Genomic DNA, 22,492 nt, shown 5'->3' with positions numbered 1-22,492 from the left:
TCAGGCCCTAGCTTAAATCGCGCCGCGTATAAACAGTCTCGCCCGCACGCACGACTCGCGCGCACAACGGACGCCCAATCCAGTAAGCCAGCTCGGCAAGCGTTTCCACCGACCACACCGCGAAATCCGCCGCGCGCCCTGCTTCCAGCGAACCATGTGTATCCGCCTTGCCGAGCGCACGCGCCGCATGCGAGGTCACGCCTTGCAGCACTTCGGGCACGGTCATGCGGAACAGCGTAGTCGCCATGTTCATCATCAGCAGCAGCGACGTGGTGGGCGACGTGCCGGGATTGCTGTCGGTGGAAATCGCGATCGGCACCTGATAGCGCCGCAGCAAGTCCAAAGGCGGCAATTGCGTTTCGCGGATGAAGTAGTACGCGCCGGGCAGCAGCACGGCAACGGTGCCGGACTCTTTCATCGCCGCAACACCGGCTTCGTCGAGGAATTCAAGGTGATCCGCGGACAGCGCATGGTGACGCGCGGCCAATACCGTGCCGCCGCCGTTCGACAACTGCTCGGCGTGCATTTTCACCGGCAATTTATAGCGCTCCGCGGCCTGGAACACGCGCTCGCTTTGCTCCAGCGAAAAACCGATGCGCTCGCAAAATACGTCGACGGCGTCGACCAGGCCTTCGTCGGCGAGCGTGGGCAGCATCGTGTTGCAGACTTCGTCGATATACGCATCGGCCCTTCCCGCGAATTCGGGTGGCAATGCGTGTGCACCGAGAAACGTCGTATAGACCGATACCGGATAGCGCTCGCCCAATTGGCGCGCGACGCGCAGCATCTTGCGCTCGCTGGCGAGATCGAGGCCGTAGCCGGATTTGATTTCGACCGCCGTGACGCCTTCGGCGAGCAGCGGTTCGAGGCGCGCGGCCGATTGGCGCAACAGCGAGTCTTCGTCGGCGGCACGCGTGGCGCGCACCGTCAAGACAATGCCGCCGCCCTGCCGCGCGATTTCCTCATAACTAACGCCGGCGAGGCGCTGCGCGAATTCATCCGCGCGCTGGCCGCCGTACACCAGGTGCGTATGGCAATCGACGAGACCCGGCGTCACCCACGCGCCGTGCAGATCTTCGCGCGGCCATGCGGCGTAGTCGGTGGGTAATTCGGAAGCTGCGCCGAGCCATGCGATCTTGCCGTTGTCAACGGCAATCGCGGCATCGGGCAGCGTGTGTTGGGGATCGCCCTTGGGGCAGAGTTTCAGGTGATGCCAGACGGTTTGCTTCATCGCGTGCTCTTTGCAGCTCGTTGCGTGTCTGTGGTGGTTCGCGGCGCGCTTTGCCAGGCCCTTGCCTGGCATTTACCAGGCATTCACCCGGCATTCACCCGGCCTGTGCCAGGATTTAAGCGCGCACGCGAATCGTCGTGATCGTTGCGGTCATTACATATAGCGGATGCTGATCGCGAGCAATGCGCCCTCGCCCTCGACCGTGCATGACAGCGCACTCGGCGTGTCGATGCGCAGTGTGTCGTCGGCCTCGAGCACTTGCGGTTGGGCTTCGCCACCGAGCGTGACCGAAACCGAACCGCTTGCGCAGAACAACAGCACCACGTCGGCGGACAAAGCGCGTTGTGTAGTGCCGCGCCACACTTCGGTTTCGCCCACCGCCGCGCCACGGCGCACCATCAGGTTGAAGTCGCGCGTCGCGCCGTCGACGAGGCGTGCGTCGATTTGCGCTTCGCCCGCAAACCGCGCGATATCGAGCGGCTGAGTCAACGCATGCGTCTTCACGGCGTGAGCGCCGGCATCGCCTGTTTCGTCGAGCAACATGCCCGCGCCCGACAACAACACCAACGTGCGGTCGATACCCGCAAAACGCGAGAACGGCCCGGCCTGCGCCACGTCGGCGATGCTAACGCGCCACACGAAAGCATCGAGCCCCGCGCCCGCGGGAAACGCAGCGACTTCACGCGTGACGCCGCCGCCGTTCTTCCACGGCGCCGCCACGAGGTCGGCGCCGCGAATCAGCGAAGCGGTTGCCATGCTGCCGACAAGCGGGCTGTGAAGCGCCACGATCAACGGCCCAGCATCGGCAGATTCAGACCTGCCTCACGCGCCGTTTCCTGGGCGAGTTCATAGCCCGCATCCGCGTGACGCATCACACCGGTCGCCGGATCGTTGAACAGCACACGGCCAAGGCGCTCCTTCGCCGCATCCGTGCCGTCAGCGACGATCACGACACCCGAGTGCTGGCTGAAGCCCATGCCGACGCCGCCGCCATGATGCAGCGAGACCCACGACGCGCCGCCTGCCGTGTTCAGCAGTGCGTTGAGCAACGGCCAGTCGCTGACGGCGTCCGAGCCGTCTTTCATCGATTCGGTTTCGCGATTCGGGCTTGCCACCGAGCCGGTATCGAGGTGATCGCGGCCGATCACGATCGGCGCCTTCAACTCGCCGTTCCTGACCATTTCGTTGAACGCCTGGCCCAGACGGTAACGATCCTTCACGCCGACCCAGCAGATCCGCGCCGGCAGGCCCTGGAACGCAATGCGTTCGCGCGCCATGTCGAGCCAGTTGTGCAGATGCGGATCGTCTGGGATCAGTTCCTTGACCTTCGCATCCGTCTTGTAGATGTCTTCGGGATCGCCCGACAGCGCGACCCAACGGAACGGGCCCTTGCCTTCGCAGAACAACGGACGGATATACGCCGGCACAAAGCCGGGGAAATCGAACGCGTTTTCCACGCCCATTTCCAGTGCCATCTGACGGATGTTGTTGCCGTAGTCGAGCGTAGCGGCGCCACGTTCCTGCAGCGTCAGCATCGCCTGCACCTGCTTGGCCATCGACTGCTTGGCGGGCAGCACGATGCTATCCGGCACGGTTTTCTGACGCTCGCGCCAGTCTTCGACATTCCAGCCTTGCGGCAGGTAGCCGTGGATCGGATCGTGCGCGCTGGTCTGGTCGGTCACGCAATCCGGCGTGATGCCACGCGTCACGCATTCGGCGAACACATCCGCCGCGTTGCCGAGCAGGCCGATCGACACCGGCTTGCCCGCTTTCTTCGCTTCTTCAAGCATGGCGAGCGCTTCGTCGAGCGTCGCCGCTTTCTTGTCGACGTAACGCGTCTTCAGACGGAAGTCGATGCGCGTCTCGTCGCATTCCACTGCGATCATCGAGAAGCCGGCCATCGTCGCGGCCAGCGGTTGCGCGCCGCCCATGCCGCCCAAGCCGCCCGTCAGAATCCAGCGGCCCGAAGGGTCGCCGTTGAAATGCTGATTCGCCACCGAGAAGAACGTCTCGTAGGTGCCCTGCACGATGCCCTGGCTGCCAATGTAGATCCAGCTGCCCGCCGTCATCTGGCCGTACATCATCAGGCCCTTGCGATCGAGTTCGTGGAAATGTTCCCACGTCGCCCAATGCGGCACCAGGTTCGAATTCGCCAGCAGCACGCGCGGTGCGTCCGCATGCGTCTTGAACACGCCGACCGGCTTACCCGATTGAATCAACAGCGTCTCGTCTTCGTTCAGGTCCTTCAGCGACGTGAGGATCTGATCGAAGCAGTCCCAGTTACGCGCGGCACGGCCAATACCGCCGTATACGACCAGCGCGTGCGGATGCTCGGCGACTTCCGGATCCAGATTGTTCTGGATCATCCGGTACGCGGCTTCCGCGATCCAGGTCTTGCAGGTCTTTTCCGCGCCGCGCGGTGCGCGGATCGTGCGGGTCGGGTCCAGACGCGGGTCGATGTGTTTCGGGTTGTTCATGGTGGCCCTCGGAATACGTGAAAATGTTCGGGAGAATTCGGAAAAATGAGTCGTGAAATCAGTCAGAAACGGCGAAATCAGAAATGTCCGGTGAAGCGATAGCGGCTGCCGGGATGCCAGAGATTGGCGACCGAAGCGACCTGGCTTTGCGACCATGTGCGCCGGTGCAGCACGAGGCACGGTTCGAGTTCATCCATCGTCAGCAGCTCGCGTGTGTCCCCATCTGCAGCCAGCGCTTCGATGCGGTACTCGACGCGCTGCAGCGGCGCGACGCGCACCAGATACTGATTCGGCGTGGTGTTCGTGAAGTCCTGCAACGCGTACTCAGGCGCAACCGCCGGATTGACCCAGCGCTCTTCGAGCTGCACCGGCTCGTCGTTTTCGAAATGCAGCACGCGTGAATGAAACACCGGACTGCCCGCGCTCACCTGCATTTCTTCGGCGAGCGCTTCGTCGGCGATGCTCGCTCCGACGTGCAGCACCTTCGCCTGATAGCGATGACCGCGCGCGACGATTTCGTCGGAGATGCTGCGGATCGCCACCAGCGTCGATTCGTACTTGGGCCGGGCCACGAACGTGCCCGAGCCCTGCACACGCGTGAGGACCTGCTCCGAGGTCAACTCGCGCAACGCACGGTTGACCGTCATGCGCGCGACGTTGAATTCGCGTGCGAGCTCGTTTTCGGAAGGCACCTGGTCGCCTTCAGCCCATTCGCCCGCATGGATGCGGCCGAGGATGAAGTCCTTGATGCCCTGATAGGCCGGTGCGTTCATTGGCTTGATTTGCGTGCTTGAAACGTGATGTTCGAGCTTACTGTTCGGACGCGAACGAGAACGGGCTCAGCTTCGCGATCGTGCCGTTTTGCACGAGACGCGTGACGGCCGCGATATCCGGTGCGAAGTAGTGATCGAGTTCGTAATGCGCGACGTCCTTGCGCACTGCATCCATCACTTTCTGCAGGCTCGGGCTGGTCTTGTGCGGCGCGCGCAGATCAACGCCTTGCGCGGCGGCGAGCAACTCGATCGACAGGATGTTCGCGACGTTTTCGGCAATGTCGCCAAGCTTGCGCGCGGCGAACGTCGCCATCGAAACGTGATCTTCCTGGTTCGCGGACGTCGGCAGCGAATCGACCGAAGCCGGATGCGCGAGCGTCTTGTTCTCGGAGGCGAGCGCCGCAGCGGTCACGTGAGCGATCATGAAGCCCGAGTTCACACCACCGTCGCGCACGAGGAACGGCGGCAGGCCCGACAGCGTCGCGTCGATCAGGAGCGCGATGCGGCGTTCGGCCAGGGCGCCGATTTCAGCAACGGCGAGCGCGAGGTTGTCGGCCGCGAATGCAACCGGCTCAGCGTGGAAATTGCCGCCCGACAGCACTTCGCCCGTGTCCGGGAAAATCAGCGGATTGTCGGAAACGGCATTCGCTTCGATCAGCAGCACGTCGGCGGCGTGACGCATCTGGTCCAGACACGCGCCCATCACTTGCGGCTGGCAGCGCAGGCTGTACGGGTCCTGCACCTTGTCGCAATCGGCATGCGACACATTGATGCCCGAGCCTTGCAGCAGCGAACGGTAAGCCGTTGCCGCGTCGATCTGACCTTGATGGCCGCGCAGGTCGTGAATGCGCGCGTCGAACGGCTTGACCGAACCCGCTGCGGCGTCCACCGACAACGCGCCCGCCACCAGCGCGGTGCGATACAGGTCTTCGATTGCGAACATGTTGTAGAGCGCGAGTGCGGTCGAAGCTTGCGTGCCGTTCAGCAGCGCCAGACCTTCCTTCGCTTGCAGCGTAAGCGGCTTCAGGCCGGCCAGCGCGAGGCCTTCGGTGGCCGGCATGCGCTCGCCCTTCGCGAACACTTCGCCGACGCCGAGCAAGGTGGCCGACATATGCGCGAGCGGTGCGAGGTCGCCCGATGCGCCGACCGAACCCTTGACCGGAATCACCGGCAGCACATCGGCGTTGTACAGCGTGATCAGTGCTTCCATTACTTCGCGGCGGATGCCCGAGTGGCCGCGGCCGAGGCTCGACAGCTTCAGCGCGATCAGCAGGCGCACGACCGGACGCGACATCGGCTCACCCACGCCGACTGCGTGCGACAGTACCAGATTGCGTTGCAGCAGTTCGAGCTGGTCACGCGGGATGTGCGTGCTGGCAAGGCGCCCGAAACCCGTGTTGATGCCATACGCCGGCTCGCCTTTCGCGGCGATATCGGCGACGGCTTTGGCGCAGGCGTCGATGGCGGCGTGGCTGGCGGGATCGAGTTGCAGCGCAACGTGTTCGCGTGCGATCTGGCGCAGTTGCGGGAGGGTCAGGTAGCCGGGCTTCAGATTGATCATGGTGTTGTCCTGTCTTGTCTATACAATTCGAGAGAAGTTTAGCGTCGCCGTCTTGTATATACAACTTGTTTTTGCAGCTTTGGGCCTAGGGGTTTCCATTAGGGCCGGACACTTACGTGACCTATATATCGTCCGCACGAGGGTTTCGGGTGCCCACGCACGCCGCACCGCATTCGCTCTCCGCAGCAAACAACTTGTATATACACGTTCAAAATGGTCGGCGGAACGCGGACAAAAAGATTCAACGCGCCGGCCGACGCGGTAGGGCCCGCCTATACGCCCCTTACTGAGTTATAGGAGAGCCCGCTGACGGCGTAAAAAGCCCGCGCACTCCTATGAACTGCACCCCAAATCGTTGGACGGGTGTCCAACTTTGCGGGGTCAGTTCAATACGAGCCGCGGGCTTTTAAGCGGATTACTGGCGAAGGATGCGCTAAAGCATTACCCGCGCCGCAATGAAATCCAGGAAACACTGCACGCGCCCCGCCAGCGACGCGCTCTGGTAATACACCGCGCTCACCGGTTGCCGCTCGTCCAACAACACGTTGCCGAGAATCGGCACCAGCCGCGCTTCGCGCACGTCGGCCCCGGTCATGAAGTCGGCGAGACAGGCGATGCCCCACCCCGACAGCGCCAACTGACGCAGCGTCTCGCCGCTCGATGCGGTGATCGCCGGCTCGATCTTCAACGGCTCTGACTTGCCCTTCCCGCCCCGCTTCAATGGCCAGCGATTCAGGTGCTCCGGCGCCGTGAAGCCGATCAGGCGATGCGCGCGCAACGCTTCCACCGACCTGGGCTCGCCGTATTCGGCCAGATACGCCGGACTGGCGAGCACTCTCAGTTTGCTGCTGCCCAGGGCGCGCGCATGCAAGGTCGAATCCTGCAACGCGCCGATGCGGATCGCGATATCCACCTTCTGTTCGAGCAGATCGACGATCCGCTCGTTGCTGGTCAGCTCCAGACGAATCTCCGGATACAGCGCGGAAAACGCCTTCATATGGGGCGCCACGCAATGAAGCATGAACGGCGACGCCGCATCGACCCGCAAACGTCCCGAGGGCCGCTCGCGCCCGCGCGTGACGGATTCCTCGGCTTCTTCCATCGCATCGAGAATCGCTCGGGCCCGCCGCAGAAACGCCTCGCCCTCTTCGGTCAGTTGCAGGCGGCGCGTCGTGCGCCGCACCAGGGCGGTGTCGAGCTTCTTTTCAAGGCGCGTGAGCGCGCGGCTGACGCCGGAGACGGTCTGCCCCAATTTCTCCGCCGCCGCCGTGATCGAGCCGCTGTCGATCACCGTGACGAACACCAGCAACTCGTCGGTGGAAGTCTTCATTGTTGATTTCAAATCAAGATTGATTTGAGACTAACACGCTTTTTGCGAGAATCAACACGGCGGATACTGCAGGCATTGCATCGTGTTTCCGGTGTTTCCACCTTAGGGAGAACGTCTTGAAGATTTTCATTACTGGCGCCAGCGGCTTTATCGGCGGTTCGATCGCGGCGCACCTCGTGCGCGCCGGCCATCAGGTGCGCGGTTTGATCCGCAAGCCCGAGCACAGCGCCGAGTTGCAACGCCTCGGTATCGAACCCGTCATCGGCACGCTCGACGACAGCGACCTCCTGATCGCCGAAGCAAAAGCCGCCGATGCGGTCATCAACGCCGCGAACAGCGACCATGAAGGCGCGGTGAAAGCGTTGATCGACGGTCTCGCCGGTTCCGGCAAGCCGTTTTTGCATACGAGCGGCTCGAGTATCGTCGGCGACGCGTCGGGCGGCGAAGCGGGCAACGCGCGCATCTATCACGAGGACGCCCTGCCCGAGCCCACCGCGGATAAAGCGGCACGTGTCGCCATCGATCAACGCGTGCTCGATGCGGCACAGCGGAACATTCGCACGGCGGTGCTGTGCAACACGCTGATCTACGGCCACGGCGCCGTGCCGGGCAGCGCAAGCGTGCAGTTGCCGCGGCTCGTGCGCCAGGCGCAAAAGAGCGGCGTGGTGCGGCATGTGGGCAGCGGCGGCAACATCTGGTCGAACGTGCATATCGACGACGTCGCCGAACTCTATCGCCTCGCGCTGGAGAACACGCCGGCGGGTGCCTTCTACTTCGTCGAAAGCGGCGAGGCGTCGTTTCGCGACATGAGCGCCGCGATCGCCCGCGTGATGCAACTCGGCGAGCCGCAAGACTGGCCGCTCGAAGCAGCGCAACAGGAATGGGGTTACGAAATGGCTTCGTACGGGCTCGGTTCGAACAGCCGCGTGCGCGGTGAGCGCGCCCGCAAACTGCTCGGCTGGCAGCCGAAACGCACCTCGGTGATCGACTGGATCGAACACGACATGATGTGATGTTCCGCGAGGGGCGTAATACGTGTAAGCACAGTCGTTGCGAATCCGTAAGCTCGACTGGCTAGAATCCGGCTCACGTAATTGCGCGATTCGACGATACGAGTCGCGCGCGAGTCCGGATTTGATCGATGAACTTGGCGCTGAACTTCGACTGGCTGACCAACCTGTTGGCGATTATTTTCGTCGTGGCGTGCCTATACGATTCACGCTACGACGAATACGGTACGTTGACGCTGTCAGCGGCCGCAATGGGCCTCATCGTGATGGCGATCGAATTGTTCCTTAAGCCCGCCTTCGATATGGCATTGTAGAAACAGCCGTCGGCTGCCGATGCCGGCGATGCCAGCCGGGTCGGGCAATCAGGAAATCTGCTCGATGTTGGACTCGGTGGTCAGCACGCCCGGCGCCGTTTCATTCCTGTCGGTCAGAGAAACCGGCACCGTTACCGATGCGTGTAAAGACAAACGAGGCCGATTGCCAAGGGCCTGCCAGAAATTCCCCAGACTGTTCAACTCGTCTTTCGGCGGGATCATCCGGGTATAGGCGCCAGGTATGCCCGCTAGCTGCCGGTTGTTGATCAGCGCATTCACCACCTGGTTCATCACCTTGATGGCCTGATTGTCCGGCGCGCTTCCCGGACTGCCGACGCCACTGGTGGTTTGCTGCGGATCCCAGTACGTGATCAGGTAATTGCAGCTGACGTTGACCCAGGCCGGCGAGATCGTCACCACGTTTTTATCCGGATCACGAGATTGAGCCCGTGCCTGCGACATCCTGAGCTGTAGATCTTCGTGTATCTCGTAGAGAAATACACTCACCGTCGGATCCGACGGCAAATTATCGAGGTCAGGCAGATCGAACGTGATTTTTACCCCATCGTCGACATAGTTTGTGAGCGCGGTGTTCAATGCGTTGTTGACGTCGATGATTGCAGTACTGGATTGAATCGCTGCGGTCATAAAACAACTCCTCTTCAAGAAACTACAGCATTAACCGTCCGATCTTGGCCAATTCCCGTTTCAGCGCCAGCTCGATGTGAGCCGCGCGGACCACCCCATCGGGCTCATCTGCCGCCAGCCAGGCTGACAAGAGGGCGACGTTTCGAATGTTGGCACCCGTCAGGTGGGCGCGTGCCGCGAGGAAAGCCAGGTCGACATCGGCCGCAAGCCGCACACTCTCCGGCCAGATAGCGCGCCACATCCGCTCTCGCAGCGCGGTGTCGGGGAACGAAAACCGGGTGATGAAAGTAAAACGGCGGCTGAAGGCATCGTCCAGATGACTGCGGTTATTGGTAGCCAGGACCACCAGCCCGGGATACCGCTCCAGTCGCTGCAGCAGGTAGGACACTTCAATGTTCGCGTGACGGTCCTGCGCGTCCCTGGTTTCACTGCGCTTGCCGAACAACGCATCCGCTTCGTCGAAAAAGAGTACGCCGGCGTCCGCTTCCGCAAGATCGAAAATGCGTGAAAGATTCTTCTCCGTTTCGCCGATGTATTTGTTCACCACCGTGGATAGATCGACCTTGATCAGATCGACGCCCTGGCTTGCCGCCAGGACCTCGGCAGCCATCGTCTTGCCAGTCCCTGAGGGGCCGTAGAACAGCGCGCTGATTCCAGTGCCGTAGCCCACCTTATCAGCGAAGCCATTGTCGAGAACGCTGTCCCGATGCTTGATCGCCGCGGTGATTTCCTTCAATTGCTGACGCAATTCATCGGCCACAATGAGATCGTCGAGACTGCGTCCCGGCTCGATACGTTGCGCCAATTTTCCGAAATTCTGCTGCGAACGCAGACGCATGGCTTTTCGCAAATCCTGCTGATTCAATCCTTGATCGGGATCGCGCTGCTGGCTATAAAACACTGCCTCGCTGACGACGGAAGGAAGCGTTTCTGGCGTGAAGTGAAAACAACGGCTCAACGCGCTTGAATCGATATCTGACGCGTCGAACGGTGCAAGCCGCTCATCGAGCAAAGCGGCTTTCGCGGTCGCGCTGCGCGTTGGCATCTCTAACAAAAACTGTGGAATGTTGCGCAACCATACTAAAGGCGAAAGCGGTTCAACCAGACAAACCACCGCAAGCCCCGGCTGTTCCAGTTGCCGCGACAGACCACCAAACAATGGCTTGCGCGATTCCGCCAACGTGCTGAGGGAGCGCACGACAACACAAGCCGCTGACATGCGCGCATAACGAAAAAGCTGGGCGCAGACTTCCTCCGCTTCAGCGTCATTCTCCGGCAAGCGCGATAGATCCAGACATAGCGCGTCGCGTCCTGCCGCTCGCGCCACTTGCGCCACGGCCTGAGCTCTTCCGCTGCCCTGGTTGCCGCGCAACATCATCACGGGGCGAATAGCCTTCTGCGGTGGGATCAACTGATTTTGCAACGTGGATAGGAATGTCGCGAAGTTGCCTTCGCTCGCACCGTTCCCCTCCAACAACTCCACGCAGCTCCACAGTTCCGGCGAGAAGTAGCGACTGCCCAACAGATAGTGAAAAACTTCAGTCGCCGTTCTGAATGATGTCTGATTCCAGCTTTCCAGGTCAGCGGAATCGCTATCCTGCGACTCCACGAGCCGACAGCCAAGCAACGACGCGTCAGGCAGCAAGCTGGCTCGCTGGGCACGTCTCGCAGATGCGGACTCGCAAAATAACGTCAGCGCCAATTCGAATGTCGGGAGGCGTTGTTGCGGACCGCCCTGCAAGCTGGAAAAAAGACCGTGGTAACGCCTGTCAAAGTGAGGTAGCAAACCGAGGAGCAAGACGTTGCTTTCGAAGTCCGTCAGTTCGAATCGCTCGATTATCTGCGTCAGGAGGTCTCCCGGCTGAGGCGATGCACCTGCTTGCCCAGGATGAGAATGCATAGGGTCGGGCGCCGCCCAGGCGGGGGCGCCCAGCGGTTGTCTCAAGCGCGCTGCAATCTCTTGTTCCGGTAGCAGAAAGTCGCTGCGATTGCTGCTCTCCGCTCGCCGGTAATAGTAGTGCTGCAATAGCAAGTCAATTCGTTCGATGTGACGCATCAGGTTGCGGTAGTGATCCGTGCCGTCCTGATCTGACTGACTCATGCCTTCTAAAAGATACGGATCGCTCATACTTTTGCATTCCTTATTTTTACCCTGCAGAAAGGTAGAAGCGAATGACGCTTTCTACCTATTCCTGCTCATAGCCATTCGATCATAAGCGGCTGCTCCAGCCATGGCAGCATCACCTGATTCAGCGGCCACGGCCAGTCATTCAGCAGGATGTCGAAAGGCTCCCGTTGTACCTTTAGTTTCAGTGAGGTTTCGGTTAGCAGCATTTCGCCTGGGCGCTGTAGAAACAGTGTGCGAATGTCCTGGACCTGCAACGTGCGCCAGCCGGGTAGTTGTTCGGGAAGCGTGGCTAGCCAGCAATGCAGCTGTTCGGTCGTTGTTTCGTCAGGCGCTTGCCACTCGATTTCGCATTCGAGCGGCAAGCCGCATAGCCATTTGGTGAACGGCATGCGCCACTCGCGTGCGTAATCGTCGTTCCAGATCAGGGTGTCTAGCCAGCAGGCGGCATTTGTTTGGGCTTGAGCGTCGATGAAGCGGTCTTTCCCCCGTAGGCCCAACCGGCAGAGTAGATCTGGCAGCAGTGGCCACAACAAAACAAGACCCGCATTATTCACCTGAATCTCCGTCGAACTGGCGGCGCATTCTTGCCAGCACCGGCGTCCTCCGGAGGTGCGCTTCAATAGTACTGGGTGAACTTCCCGTGTCCGGAAAGACGACTCATTGAGCACCCTCCGCATTTCACTCTCGCGGGATCCCGTCGCGTCGAACACTCGCTGCGTTTCCCTCGCCTGGGAGGGCACGTCGTTGAACGCCTTCCGCGCTTCGCCCTTCCGGAAACTGACTTCGTCGAACACGCCCTGTATTTCCTTTACACGGTCAAACGCCACTCTGCCTTCCATTACGCGACGCACCGGCTCGTGGGCCCACAGCGCACGCAACCACGGCAACAACGAACGTGAGAGCGGCAGATCAAACAACTCAGTTAGCGCCCTTTCACAACCGTCCACCGATATCGCCAGCACTGCAACTTCTGGCTGCAGTAAATTTTTACCCAAATCCCAAAACGCGTCTTCATGAAGATATCTCAAGGCACTCAGTAAAAGCATGTCTGGCGTTAGAACATCTGAAGCATTCAACAGACGATGCAACTCCCCCCGGTCAAGCGTTTTCCAAAGATGCAACCTGGACGTCGAAAAAAGGCAGGCTTCGGCGATCGCCAACCTGTTTTCGTGCGCATCAGCCCTTGTTCGCGTTAATAGCCTTTCATCATCGTTCCGGGCAAAAACCCGGGCATGCGTCCTACGACCGGAAATCGAAGACTCTCCTGAATCAATTGACGCCATCCATTCGCTTCTAAATTCAGGATTGACCCGTAAATTCAATTTTGATTCTTCTATGTACCGCGAAATTTTATGCTCGACCATTTTGCAGAATTGCGTTTCGAATTCCCACAATGACAGAACGCCCAGATCAAACACAAGGTCATCGATCCGCTGAGCCGTTGGAATTTCTCGAGAAAGCCTCTCAACACCTTGACTAACAGTATCGCGCAAATCACAATCCAACCTGTTCCTGCACCAATCGATCACTCTCGACGAATACTCGCAGGAAACAACGATTTCAATTCGCAAACATCCCAAAACAGACGCACCAATTGCCGCCGCAGCATCCATTCCCTCTCCACACTCCGATGTCTTACAGGGCGATCAATTATATATTCGGCGCATTGAATCAGGTTTTCATAATAAAAACCAGAATATAGTAAGGCGGAACGATATCGACCGCGTGCGCATGCGAATCCTCTGTGACCGAAATTGGATGAGAGTGAGGTTTCCCACCACCGGTTGAAGAACTGGTAACCTGGTAAAAATTTCCCGGTTCGATTGTTTCGAAAACGTTCGCCGCAAGTGTCATGTTGGTACTGAAACTCTCTGTGTGATAGCCGTAAGCGTCGCATAAGTCGTCGGGTCCGGTCCGCTTGGTGCCGGACCAATGAGAATGCGAGGGAATCTGTTCGATCGTTAGCGTACAATCGTCAATGTTGACATCAATGCCTGTCTTAACAGCCGTTGACGTCTGGCTATATACCTTATTATTCTTGTCACCCGAAACCGACTTTCCATTCTCGCCCCCCACATCAGCCACCACACCGCCGAGAATGAACCGGCCCCTCAGGTCGGGGGTTCCAGACCCACCATCGCAGACCACCCCCCCCGCGTCAGAATACTTGTCGCTCCATTAGAATCGGTGAACCCCGGGGGCGATGATGAGAAAGCGAATTGGCAAAATACGGACAAGCATTCAAGGACAGAGCGGTTGCGCGGTTGCTGCCGCCGGAGAGCGCGACGTTGGAAGACGTTGCGCGTGAGGTTGGCGTAGGCGTGGGGACGCTGGAGCGCTGGCGCAGTGATGCGCTGTCCAGGCCCGCTCGCGAGCGGGCCTGGACAGCGGTGGCCCGATTCGACGCCGTGCTGACGACCGCTGCGATGGATGAGGCTGCCAGGAGCGCATGGTGCCGCGCCAACGGTGTGTACCCGCATGAACTGGCTTGCTGGCGGCAAAGCGCCACACAGGCGCTGGCCGAGCCCGAGGAGGCGCGCGCCAGCCCGCAGCAGACCCAGCAGGACCGGCGTCGCATCAAGGAACTCGAGCGCGAACTGCGTCGCAAGGACCGTGCGCTGGCTGAGACGGCCGCGCTGCTGGTCCTATCAAAAAAAGTCGCGGCGATCTTCAGCACGGGCGAGGACGAATGATCGGCCTCGAAGATCGCCAGTCGCTGGCTCATGATATCCACACCGCGCACAAGGCCGGCGCGCGGCTACGCCTGGCCTGCGAGACGGCCGGCATCGACGTGCGCACGCTGCAGCGCTGGAATACCGGCGCGGGCCTCGTATTGGGCGATGGCAGGCCTCATGCGGTACGCCCGCAACCTGCCCATGCGCTGAGCGTCGCCGAACGTGCCGAGGTGCTGCGCGTAGCCAACGAGCCGCGCTTCGCCGATATGCCTCCTGCGCGTATCGTGCCCATGCTGGCTGATGAGGGCGTGTACATCGCCAGCGAGTCCACCTTCGCCCGCGTGCTGCGCGAGCATGGGCAAACCACACATCGCGGCCGGGCCAAAGCACCCAGGGCGGGTCGACCGCCGACCACGCACATCGCTGGCGCAGCACGGGAAGTCTGGTGCTGGGATATGACCTATTTACCCGCCGAGGTCGCCGGTCAATGGTTTTACCTGTATCTGATCCTCGATCTGTACAGCCGCAAGATCGTCGGATGGGAGGTGCACGAGCGCGACGATGCCAGCCATGCTGCCCATCTGGTGCGGCGCACAGCGCTGGCCGAGGGCATCGCTACTCTGGCGGACAAGCCGGTGCTGCACGGAGACAACGGCTCCACGCTCAAGGCCACGACCGTGCTGGCCATGCTTCACTGGCTTGGCGTGAAGCCCTCGTACTCGCGCCCACGCGTCAGCGACGACAACGCCTTTGCCGAGGCGCTGTTCCGCACGGCCAAGTACCGACCGGAGTTCCCCAACACGGGCTTCGCCGATCTCAATGCTGCACGCGACTGGGCAACCGACTTCGTGCATTGGTACAACTTCGACCACCGTCACAGCAGCATCCGCTACGTCAGTCCGGCGCAGCGCCATGACGGCGACGATCACGCGATTCTTGCGGCGCGTCACGAGGTGTATGTTCGGGCGCGGGAACGCAACCCGGCACGCTGGTCACGCTGCACGCGAGACTGGACGCCAGTCGGCGCAGTCACCCTCAATCCGGAGCGCGAGTCAGTCGTCACGATGGCCTCGCACGCCACACTTAAACAGCCTTTGGCTGCATGACTGAGGCGACAAGTACCTTGACACGCGCCGCACCCAACCCTGCGGTATCGTGCTGCCACAGAACATCATGATCATGCCTTTTGGAAGAACGGTCTTAGAATCAATACTGACCCCGCTGCTATCCACTACTATCCCGTAACCCGCCTTAACGCAGACATAATCACTACTTCCATCGATACCGTTTCCAGCCTTTACCGCGATACCGTTGCTATCGACGGTGATACATCCACCTCTCCTGATTTTCAACCCGCCATCATCTACCTTGATCCCGTCAGATGGCGCGGGCTTCACCGACAGTTTCCCTATGTTGGCGGCATCGGAAGCCAAAGCCAGCCCCGCCCCGACATTGTTATCCGTCTGATCCTTACTCTGCCCGACAGCACGGCGACCGCATTCGGCGATATCGATCAAATTGCCAAAGTCCTGCTGCAACGGAATGCTGCCCGCAACAAACCGACTTTTAAGGTCCGCGGAAGTCACATCAACCACGGTGGCCATCGCGGGACCACCTGCCTGCGCCGGTGCGCTAGCGTCCTTCGCAGCCTCAGCGGCGGATCCTCGATCCTTTCCAGATTCGGTGGTTCCACTTCCGGTTTTCGAACTCGATGAGTTTTTCGTATTCATTTGCATTCCTTATCTTAATCTGAAAAATTCATTAGAACCGGCTAATCACGCCACATCACTAACTTCGCAAAGATGTGACTATGACGGCACGTATTTTTTCGGAACAAGGAACAGACTATTTTTGGCAATCACGTCGACATTCCAGTCAGTCCCGTCCGGCCCAATCACCTGAGACCGCTGGTCGCTGCTGGCAATGACCATGGTGCCGATACCAATCAACCTTGTGGGTAGCAGGCCAAGCGAGAGCTGCCAAAGCAGTTGATAAGTTGCCGTGCTCGGGGCTGTTTTCCCGGCCTGCCAACTGGAATAGCTCCTCGAGAAATTCTGAAAGGAGACAGGGCTGGAAGGATTGACATTCACATCATCGAGCCAATGAATCACGACACTGACACAAGCTGGAATCTCCGCCTGGACGCACTGACGAATCCACCTTTCCGTGGTGTAGGCATCGCCCTGCTGCGGAAGAATCGCTTTATTTAGCACGAGACTGACAATAAACGAGAAGCGATCAAAGCTGCTTCCTGCATACCAGAAGTAATTTCTGACGTCTGTCCCAACCGGAAAGTCATGTTCCGCGCCGTCCGCTTTAACAACAGTCACGGTGCCCGCCACGCCGTCAATAGCCTTGACGGTAACAGGCAACTCCCACGCGGAAACACCCGCCCCTGTCGCAACAGGATCCTCGATCGCGTTGACTACCAGCGTGTCGCCGACACGCAAGATGGCGGGAAAAGGAAACTTTCCAGAAATTGCCAACACCCTTTCGTCGGCCGGCACGCCATCCTGATCGGCCGCATACATTAGGGGATAATCGATATCTTGCAGCCACGCCTGACAGTTCTTCCAATACAGCTTCTTGGCATTTTGCGCGTCGACAATTCGCCCCATGTTGAGAACTAACTCCGGGTTGTCTTGTAGATACAAGGAAAACGAATTGCCCTCGACATCAATCGCGCCAACGATCAATGCCGTCAAGGTATAGTCGCCATTCTCCTTCGGCTCCGCCAACCCGCCCACAAGTACCAGGTCGATCAGTTGCCCGACCAGAAGCTCACTCACAGAGGTAGCGGGATCCAGAACCACGGTGAGCGTGCTCTGATCATCCGATAAGGTAACTCCCGCGGGATAATTCGGCGCATCATATTGACTGGAAGGCCGAACCGGCAACAACGCCCGATGTTCGATCAGATAAAACGGCAACCGGCTCAGATCCACCGGGTTGTCAAAGAGATCGATACCGAAACCCAATCGGGAAGCAATTCGTTTTTGCAGTGCCGAAACTTCGTCAGGGCGGATATTATCGCGGTGATAGGCCAGCTCCGAAATGTTGCCAAGATAATTTTGCTCGACCGCCAAAAATTCGTCGGCAGTCGTGTCCAGCATCTGCGCGGCACGCTGAGTACCGAAGTACGTCAACAGATAATTGAGGATTGCCAGTTCCTGATCGTAATCATCAGCATTGGCCGCTATCTGAGTCTTTAAGGCAGATGAATAGCTTTCATGCACCTTGTCGGCAGGACTGCCTGGCGCGTACGGCCATTGCCCGCCCCAAACCGTGTACCCGTTTCGCCTGAACGTGAGCAGCTGCGGCAGCATCGCCAGTTGACGGCACCCATTAGCCATCATCTGCTCGAACGGCAACAGGAATTGATACAACGGCGGCTGTGCCCCCCCTGGGGGGAGCTGCTGCAAGCCATAGCACGGAGGGATGCTGTCAGTCGCCGGATGATATTGTGCGACGTCGCGATAACGCCCATAGGGCAATATTACATCAGGATCCCGAATAACCGGATCCGCGCTCATTTCAGCTTCAATATCGCCTTTCGCCGCCGTTACGTACTCGCCACCAATAGTAATGAGCTGAACAGATTGAACTATCTCAGTCAACGGGTCGGGGCCCCAAAGCTGCGGATAGGTTGAATTGTTTTGACTGGTCCAGCTCCATGTATTAGCTGCGTTTGACCACTCTCTGAGCGAAACGATACTTTTAACGCCATCGATCGCGAGCCAAACCTGCGCCAGCCCCCCGAGATTAACCGTAACGGGTTTTGTATAGTCGACCGTCTCCGGCAAAACAGGAATCCAGCCGTTCGTCATGTAAGGCCCCTGATAAATAGCATCAGGACGCTCACCCTGCGCGATGAGCGCGGCGGCCGAGTAACGCATGGCCGATGGTGAAATAAATTTTTCTGTCGCTTCGTATATTGCCGCAAAAATGGCGGCAAAATTTTGCACATTCTCATCCAGTTCAATCAATGCTAACGGATTGATTTGCTGTGGACTGGTCCAAACAACGTTGCTGACGGATTCTCCGATGTTCCGATTGTCGGCCAGAAAAGCGTTAAGCGCGGCCTTTGCCGCCGTCTGGGCCTGTAGCGCGCTTCTGGTAGGTTCCACGTAGAGCGTATAGTTTCCCCGCAACTTAAACTCGACTGGAGCGCTACTCTCAGTTGAAGTTGGTTTGACGAAACTGAACTCTTTTTCGCCAGAGTCATACCAATACGTATAGTCATCAGGGTCAACGACCAACTGCGCGTTACGAAAGTAGAAATATTGGCCTGTCGTGTCATAAAGATCCAACAGCGCACGGCGATAGTCTTCAGGCGTGATAGGTCCACTGGTCAGCGTCATTTGCGGACCGAAGTCCGCTGGAAAAATACCACCGCCGGCAATCTGATCAGCACTCGGAGGCGTAAGCAGGTCCGTGAGTGGCAGCGTACTGCGATACGCCAGATCGGATGCGCTATAGCAATACCCTTCCATGAACGTGACTCCGGGATCGTGCTCGCCGGTATCAGTCCAGCTCCGCCCTCCATAAGTCTCGATCGCCTGTTTCGCTTGCCCGTACAGCGTGTCGAAATGGATGTATTGCTTAACAAGAGGGAGTAACTTGTTCGGATTGCTCATGCTACCGCCTTGGAATGAGTCTGCGGTGAAATGGCCCAGGTCAGCACCAGAACCTCGCTCTCCTGCGCCTCACATGAGGCCTTCTTACCGTCGAGCGTCATGTCATTCACTCTGATCACGAACGACTGCTGCTGGATCCAGGCGATGATGCCGTAATAGTCGAGCGTGCCCCCCAAGGTGACGCCGTTCTGCCGGTCCCATGCCCACGGCATATAGTGCTGCGCCAGCAATTCCTGTAACTTGCGGTAGCCGTAGTCAGGGTTCACGTTAAATGTCACGTCGTAAGCAATCGGCACGTCGCGGTATGTCGGGTTGACCAGCACAATGGATATCCATGACGAGGCCAGCGTTTGCAAGTAGGTCGCCATGTCATTCAGATGAGCCTGGCTGAACTTGGGGCGCAGCCGGTCCTGATTATCTTTTTTTGCATTCACCGGAATCACCAGCAGCGTTTGCGCTGTCGGGGCCGGCAATTGGGTGATGCGGTCCACCGGGGGGATCGCGACGCCAAACACGTTGGCATACCGCGTCTTCAACAGGGAGGCCATGTCCTGCCACGTCAATGCCCGTTCCCGGTGCAAAAGCCGTTGCGCCACACGTTGGAAAAACTGAATAGGGGTCTCAGCGGGTTGCCCTCCGATGGATGGCCAAGGTTGTTCAACACCCTCTATTCCCGGGATCGGCGCGACCGGCCGCGCAATTGTGCCGGCCGGTAGCGGCTGAAGGAAATGCCCCGGATCCAGTGTTTCCGGCGCGTCTAATGTCGCCGTCATGCTGTTGACCGTGATACCGCGGAACCAGGGGTAGGCACAGGTGTCGCCCCCTGAGTCGGGCGGATTGATCAGCGCCCTTACCCAGTAACGGCCCGCCGGCATTTGCGCAACGTCCGCACTCGCATCGTCAGGCAAGAGCGCCGACCACAGGCCACTTCCCAATAGGCCCCTGGTACCGTCCACAACGGTGTCATTCAAGGACCCCCATTGGTTGTCCTGATTGAGATACTGCCAATTGATCTTTAACGTCTGTGGACTTTCCAATTGCCAGAATAACGACAACGTGTCTCCCGCCTTACCACCGCTCAAACCCAGATAAAGTTGCGACTGACTGACATCCCCCGGGTCGATCTCGCTGGCGTAGCCAAACGGCGTCAGCAGATACTGCACGAAGTCGTCTGCCTGTGCCGTCACGGTGTAATTCACGGACAACGCCTTCATTTGAGGTGTATAAGGCGGGTTCAGTACTTTTGTCCCAGCCAGCTTGAGGTAGTTCTGATGCCCGAAATCCGGGTTGACGAGTTCCAGGCGAAGCCATTGTGGCCAGTCGCAGGGATTGCTGCTCCCGGTGGGTGACGCGCTTAGCAACGGCGGAAGCGCAATAGTCAGCGGTGCGGGGACCGGTGTTCCTGTTCCGCTTTCAAATAGCGCCTGGGCCGAGTCCCCCTTGACGCCTGGCGTACTTGATAACGGCTGACTACCGGTTGATGAAACCAGGAGCGGCTGCACCATAAAGGCGTTGTTATTGGAAGGCGTGTAGTCGTATCCGCTATACCATGTTGGAAATCCTTCAGTGGGCAAACCAATCCACTGCGGCGTCAAAGTCAGCACGACAGATTCGCTCCGATTGCACCAGCCTGGCGCCATCAGATTGAAGCCCGACCCCACTACGGGCGAAGTACCGAACGGGTAACTCGTACTATCCAGCCTGTCCACACCATAATCCGTGCTGTAGTGCACCTCGGCACTTCCAGCCGCCGCCACCGAAAGCGCCGTAATCTCCGGAACCTGGGCGCCATCGTCGCGTCCGAGCTTCAGCAACGGTGTATCCACGGTGATGCCATCAAGATTCTGCGGTGCCGCGATCGCGGCCGCTTCGGGCTGAAGAGTAAAGATCAGCGAATCGGTGGTTGAACCCTTGCCTACGGCCAGGTCAAGCCAGCTATCCGTGCCACTCACCTGTGCCGATGTCAGGCTCTCGACATCCAGGGCGGCAGCAAAGGTCACTGTAATAGTGCGCAACCCGGCGGGCATCGCCAATAGCGCGGCCGCCACCATGCGGCCAGTCATCACGGTCCGCTGCCCGTCGCACGCGTCGAATAACCTGAGACCGTACTGTGGAAACTCAACCTTATCCTCGCGACTGTAAACGGTAGCCGCCAATTGAGTTCCTTTCGCGCCCGGCAATACCCAGCGCAAATCCGTCCATTCACCACGGTTGACCAGCAGGGACTCATCCAGCGCATAACGTATGGCCGCGCCATTCCGATCCTGTCCTGCGTCGAACAACGTTCCCGCCGGAATGAACTGCCCCCGGGACGAAGCACTCAACTGAAACGACAGCGCCACGCTGTCCGGTTTTGCGCGTTGCTCACTCAACCCCAATTGGCCCCGGTAGTACAGCTCCCGATGCGCCGCCGGGAGATGGTTGAATAGCGCTCGTGGCGTTTTCAGTACGTCTAGAAACGCCAGCAGGAAGGCTTGCTGCGGCAATAGCGCGCCATCCGCCAGATCGCTGTTGCCATGAATTTCCGCCAGCTTGCCAGGCGAATTTTCCGCCATGAAAAAAAAGTCGGCCCAGCTATTGTCGGCATCAAAGGGAATCAACTTCGCGTAGTCATAGATCGAATTCAGAATCGACTCGTCGGATCGGCCATCCAGAACAAATCGGGCATCCGGTGCAAGTTCTTCCAGCGTGGCTTTCAGATCATTCAATCCTGACATTCAAATCTCCCGCGATTCATTGCGTTCTCCGCGTCATCACAATGTTACAGGCATGGCTAAACGGAATCGCTTTTAAATAAGCATGACTAATTGTCACGTTCAAAAAAATAGCGATGAATTACCCCGCGCTAACCAAGGTTTGCGGCGGCATGAATCGGCCGTGCCCCATACTTGGCGCTATCGGATCCGGACTGTATGGCGGAGCGTTCATTGTCGCCGGCACGGTTGGCGCGAAGCGTGCGATCAATCGCTGTCCCATCAGGATAAGGGGCGCACCGCTGGTCACGCACGGGGCCATCTGGCTGCCATCCAAAGCTTCAACGCTGACAATGCCGGTGCCTGGCGCATATCCCGGGATAAAGTATTGCGCTTGCCACTGGACGCACTTTTCATCACCCATGACACAAACACGGCGCTCGTTAATCGTCGCCTCACCATGGCCCGATATAAACGCGGGTTCAGAAAGCACAACCTGCCTCTGACCAAACATCGGCTCGAAGACGAGTACCGTGCCGTCTACAACCACGAAGGAGCTCATGCCATCCACCGGCCTTGCGCGTCGCCGACGTCGAGCAGACCGGCTATCTTCTGCTCGATATCACTCCCCCTCAGGCAATAGGTCACCTCCACCTGCAACTGGTTCAACGCAGCGTCGGGTTGATAGACCCGCACCGCAGTCAGATGGGCGCGAGGCTCGTAACGTAGCATGCCGTCGATGATCCGCGTTTCGATTTCGGCGATGAGATTGCCGTCGATATTCTCGAACATCACGTCATATAACGCGCAGCCGTAGTTTTCTCGCATCACGCGCTCACCCGGTTCGGTACTGAACAGAATGCGCAAGCTCTGATTCACGTCCTGCGCGCCTTCGGCCATCACTACACCGTCAGCTAGCGTAAATGCGACCGGAAAGGCCCAGCCACGGCCGAATGTCTGCGTCAGAATATCGTTTGCCATAAGTCACTCGTGGTTGTGCATTGGGAACTGCACG

At 59.1% G+C, this 22,492-nt stretch carries 17 protein-coding genes; 3 read left to right on the top strand and 14 right to left on the bottom strand.

The genetic code is table 11. The features are described from left to right. Positions 1–7 precede the first annotated feature (7 nt). From hutI to AYM40_RS06265, 6 genes are all read right to left on the bottom strand, one after another. Positions 8–1,231 (bottom strand): imidazolonepropionase, encoded by a 1,224-nt coding sequence (gene hutI, locus AYM40_RS06290; protein ID WP_063495470.1) that lies wholly within the window; start codon positions 1,229–1,231, stop codon positions 8–10. A 153-nt stretch (positions 1,232–1,384) separates the two neighbouring features. Continuing rightward, positions 1,385–2,017 (bottom strand): HutD family protein, encoded by a 633-nt coding sequence (locus AYM40_RS06285; RefSeq protein ID WP_063497871.1) that lies wholly within the window; start codon positions 2,015–2,017, stop codon positions 1,385–1,387. Between the two features lie 2 nt (positions 2,018–2,019). Then, the gene (hutU, locus tag AYM40_RS06280) at positions 2,020–3,708 is read right to left on the bottom strand and encodes a urocanate hydratase (protein WP_063495469.1); all 1,689 of its coding nucleotides are present in this window, start codon (positions 3,706–3,708) and stop codon (positions 2,020–2,022) included. Between the two features lie 77 nt (positions 3,709–3,785). Continuing rightward, positions 3,786–4,481, bottom strand: coding sequence for a histidine utilization repressor (gene hutC, locus AYM40_RS06275; RefSeq protein ID WP_063495468.1), 696 nt, complete (start codon positions 4,479–4,481; stop codon positions 3,786–3,788). Between the two features lie 37 nt (positions 4,482–4,518). After that, a complete protein-coding gene (gene hutH, locus AYM40_RS06270; protein ID WP_063495467.1) occupies positions 4,519–6,042 on the bottom strand; it encodes a histidine ammonia-lyase in 1,524 nt (507 codons plus the stop codon). Positions 6,043–6,475: 433 nt separating this feature from the next. Beyond that, positions 6,476–7,372: a LysR family transcriptional regulator gene (locus AYM40_RS06265; RefSeq protein ID WP_063495466.1), complete on the bottom strand. Its 897-nt coding sequence runs from the start codon at positions 7,370–7,372 to the stop codon at positions 6,476–6,478. A gap of 116 nt (positions 7,373–7,488) precedes the next feature. On the opposite strand from AYM40_RS06265, the gene AYM40_RS06260 reads away from it, so the two are divergent. Together AYM40_RS06260 and AYM40_RS06255 are read left to right on the top strand one after the other, a co-directional pair. Then, on the top strand, positions 7,489–8,385 hold the full coding sequence (locus AYM40_RS06260; protein ID WP_063495465.1) for an NAD-dependent epimerase/dehydratase family protein: 897 nt from the start codon (positions 7,489–7,491) through the stop codon (positions 8,383–8,385). 128 nt (positions 8,386–8,513) lie between these two features. Beyond that, positions 8,514–8,696, top strand: coding sequence for a hypothetical protein (locus tag AYM40_RS06255; protein ID WP_063495464.1), 183 nt, complete (start codon positions 8,514–8,516; stop codon positions 8,694–8,696). A 48-nt stretch (positions 8,697–8,744) separates the two neighbouring features. Here AYM40_RS06255 and AYM40_RS06250 read toward each other — a convergent pair whose 3' ends face one another. From AYM40_RS06250 to AYM40_RS06240, 3 genes are all read right to left on the bottom strand, one after another. Beyond that, a complete protein-coding gene (locus AYM40_RS06250; protein WP_063495463.1) occupies positions 8,745–9,344 on the bottom strand; it encodes a DUF4255 domain-containing protein in 600 nt (199 codons plus the stop codon). A 22-nt stretch (positions 9,345–9,366) separates the two neighbouring features. Next, positions 9,367–11,472 carry an ATP-binding protein gene (locus AYM40_RS06245; RefSeq protein ID WP_082854966.1) on the bottom strand — a complete coding sequence of 702 codons (2,106 nt, stop codon included), beginning with the start codon at positions 11,470–11,472 and terminating at the stop codon, positions 9,367–9,369. Positions 11,473–11,540: 68 nt separating this feature from the next. Next, positions 11,541–13,085, bottom strand: coding sequence for a contractile injection system tape measure protein (locus AYM40_RS06240; RefSeq protein WP_148662112.1), 1,545 nt, complete (start codon positions 13,083–13,085; stop codon positions 11,541–11,543). A gap of 606 nt (positions 13,086–13,691) precedes the next feature. Here AYM40_RS06240 and AYM40_RS06225 point away from each other — a divergent pair. Next, a protein-coding gene (locus AYM40_RS06225) for an IS3 family transposase (RefSeq protein WP_148662111.1) occupies positions 13,692–15,253 on the top strand; the annotation gives its coding sequence in 2 pieces (ribosomal slippage) (positions 13,692–14,130 and positions 14,130–15,253; 1,563 coding nt in all). On the opposite strand, the gene AYM40_RS06220 is transcribed toward AYM40_RS06225, so the two are convergent. From AYM40_RS06220 to AYM40_RS06200, 5 genes are all read right to left on the bottom strand, one after another. Continuing rightward, entirely contained in the window at positions 15,200–15,877 is a 678-nt protein-coding gene (locus tag AYM40_RS06220; protein WP_148662110.1) for a hypothetical protein, read from the bottom strand. The genes AYM40_RS06225 and AYM40_RS06220 overlap by 54 nt on opposite strands. Positions 15,878–15,955: 78 nt before the next feature. Next, positions 15,956–18,784 (bottom strand): hypothetical protein, encoded by a 2,829-nt coding sequence (locus AYM40_RS06215; protein WP_063495458.1) that lies wholly within the window; start codon positions 18,782–18,784, stop codon positions 15,956–15,958. Continuing rightward, entirely contained in the window at positions 18,781–21,501 is a 2,721-nt protein-coding gene (locus AYM40_RS06210; RefSeq protein ID WP_063495457.1) for a hypothetical protein, read from the bottom strand. Before AYM40_RS06210 ends, AYM40_RS06215 begins: the two co-directional genes overlap by 4 nt. 118 nt (positions 21,502–21,619) lie before the next feature. Further along, complete coding sequence (locus AYM40_RS06205) at positions 21,620–22,039, bottom strand: hypothetical protein (protein WP_063495456.1); 420 nt, start codon at positions 22,037–22,039, stop codon at positions 21,620–21,622. Further along, positions 22,036–22,458 (bottom strand): GPW/gp25 family protein, encoded by a 423-nt coding sequence (locus tag AYM40_RS06200; protein ID WP_063495455.1) that lies wholly within the window; start codon positions 22,456–22,458, stop codon positions 22,036–22,038. The genes AYM40_RS06205 and AYM40_RS06200 overlap by 4 nt, the downstream gene beginning before the upstream one ends. Between the last annotated feature and the right edge of the window lie 34 nt (positions 22,459–22,492).

It is taken from the genome of Paraburkholderia phytofirmans OLGA172 (assembly GCF_001634365.1).
GTDB lineage: Bacteria > Pseudomonadota > Gammaproteobacteria > Burkholderiales > Burkholderiaceae > Paraburkholderia.
The sequence above is the reverse complement of the archived record's forward strand: the minus strand, read 5'-3'. Positions and strand labels throughout refer to the sequence as shown.